General features: G+C 49.8%; 2 protein-coding genes and 1 pseudogene. All 3 read left to right on the top strand.

Annotation, left to right across the window (positions count from 1 at the left end; translation table 11 throughout):
• A pseudogene (locus DBR24_RS33695) lies at positions 1-273 on the top strand (hypothetical protein); the annotation flags it as partial.
• Complete coding sequence (locus DBR24_RS25140; RefSeq protein ID WP_122842539.1) at positions 270-764, top strand: PAAR domain-containing protein; 495 nt, start codon at positions 270-272, stop codon at positions 762-764. The pseudogene DBR24_RS33695 and the gene DBR24_RS25140, both read left to right, overlap by 4 nt.
• Positions 765-770: 6 nt before the next feature.
• A complete protein-coding gene (locus tag DBR24_RS25135; RefSeq protein ID WP_128616075.1) occupies positions 771-1,511 on the top strand; it encodes an alpha/beta hydrolase in 741 nt (246 codons plus the stop codon).
• Positions 1,512-2,456: the final 945 nt, after the last annotated feature.

The raw sequence follows: 2,456 nt of genomic DNA, 5'->3' as shown, positions 1-2,456 counted from the left end.
CAAATGGCCGAGCTGCTGCAATCGACTTACGAGCGTAATCACCTGCGCAACTACAACGCCTGGCTCAACGAACTCGACGACGCCTCGCCGGCCGAACTGGCCTGGCAAACCGACGAAGCCTGGCGACACCTGCAAACCGCCGCATCACCCGACAGCCGTGAGCATCGCCACGCCCTGTTCGACCCCGTCGACAACCGCTGGCGCTTCGCCGCGACCGACATCGATATTCATCAGCCGCACCCGGAACCCCTGAAGCAAGGAGCTTTGAATTGAGTGGTAAACCCGCTGCACGCGTCACCGACCCGACCGCCTGCCCACTGCCAGGCCATGGCACCAACCCGATAGCCTCCGGCTCGCCGAACGTCTTCTTCGACGGACTCGCCGCCGCGCGCATGACCGATAAATCGGCGTGCGGCAGTCCGATTACCGGAGCCGTTTCCGGCACCGTATTCATCAACGGCCTGAACGCGGCCACGCTCGATAGCACCGGTGGCCACGGCAATGTCGTGGTTGGTGGTTCGGGGACGGTGATCATTGGGCAGAGTGGTGGAGGGGCGGCGTTTAGTGGGTTGTTGCCGATGCCGGTGCATTTTACGGACAGGTTGCAAGTGGTGAATGAGGACACCGGAGAGCCGGTGCCCTACCACCCCTACACGATTCAGCGCGGCGATGGCAGTGAGGAACCGGGAATTACGGATGCGTTGGGATTCACCCATACCGTCAGCTCGCATTTGGCTGAAACTATAAATTTGTTTGTGGAGTGATGATAAATGGCAGAAGGAAGTGCGACAGCAGACACTCCAGAAGTGCCGGTAGCTAGAAGGAATCCAGTTACCCATACGCTCACTTGTAAGACTGATCAGTCTGTTAAGCAAGCATCGGTAAAATTGCGGGATGTAATGGTATTTCTTGTTGGCGGGGCGGGCGATCAGGAAAGATATTATGTTGATGGCCCTAACCACAACGTCGATTACGTTCGAGACATGGTTGATGCAGATATCGAAGCTCTAGAAATCAAGAAGTACTGCACTACCTTGCCTCTTGGTTATAACGCGTTCATGAGTGAAGAGGATCTGGAAAATAATGTAATTGGTAAGATTTCAAACTGTAATACCGCCGTTTACATTATCGGTCATAGCTTGGGTGGGTGGAATGGCGCGCACCTATCGGCTGTTTTGTCCGATCGTGGATTTAAAGTCAAAATGCTGGTCACCCTAGACCCTGTAGGCCACGGAAAAATTGTCTACGGTATTTCGAAGATATACAGGCAGGTTCCTCAGCCAAAAGCGGAATATTGGGTGAATATCAGAGCTGCTGCAGTTGATTGGAATTTATCGGACGTCGTTGCGGATTTTGGTGAGCAATGGGAAATCTCCGCTGGACCGAATGTAATGGGACGGCTGGACATCAATCACGCGGATGCTAACTTTATGTACGCGCGACCTTTGCCTGGTGGCAAGTCAGCTCGACAGATTTTAAGGGAATCAATTTTGAAATGGACCAAGGAGTAACGTTTTGTGAGATTTATAACGTTGGCAGTCATGATTCTGATGGTCTCTGCGTGTTCTTTGAATCATGGTCGGCCTATCGCTAATTTACAGTACTCAAAGACTGATCGGCTTCGCAGTACCGGGATTTATCAAATTTATTTTTCGTCAGACGTAGAACTGCTTCAGTTGTTCAAGTCGTCTATTGGTCAGGGCCTTGTATGTTCGTTAACGGACGATCAAGATTTTTCACAGGCGCACCGTATAAAGCAATCCGGTTTCGGGTTCATTGAAAAAGTGTCAACTGATTCACTGATCTATAGGGCGGATGTTCTTTTCGATGAGCAGGTAGATGATAAGGGTGAGGAAAGACGTCTCAAAGGAGATTTATTAGTCCCGTTTTTGAAATCCAGAGATTCCATTTCTTGTGTGTTTAGAGTTCATTCGACTACTTACAAAACGTATTTCTCGAAGATCATGCAAGTCCCGAGTGTAGATTTGATGAATCCGGGAACTGCAGAGTAGCCGCATATTTTAGCGGCCTTGCCTACTTTGAAGGCCGTTTCCACCATGACCAGTTCGTGTCCATATTATGGGTTACGACCATTGGGTAATAATAAGACGGCTCGCAGTATTTTTAATAAATTGGTTTCGAATTTCTTCAAGGAGTGAAGCTCGCACCACGATATTTTTTTGATCTGTTCGGTAAATAACGATCATCACTACTTCTTCGATCCGAATGTGCATGAACTCCGGTTTGCAGAGGAAGAATTTTTAATCTGAAAAATCCCAAAATATGGGATGCAAAATTACATATTGAGATTTACCGTCTGGGAGGTCTATAGTCCGTCGCACTCACTGCCAAAAACAAAACAGGTGAAGCGATGCAGGCGCAATTGATCGCGCTCGATTGGGGGACGACCTCATTACGTGCTTACAAACTCGCGGCGGGCGGGGTGGTGCTGGAGC

This window comes from Pseudomonas sp. HMWF006 (assembly GCF_003061205.1).
GTDB lineage: Bacteria > Pseudomonadota > Gammaproteobacteria > Pseudomonadales > Pseudomonadaceae > Aquipseudomonas > Aquipseudomonas monsensis.
Note: the sequence above shows the minus strand (reverse complement) of the source record. Positions and strands in the feature narration are given on the sequence as shown.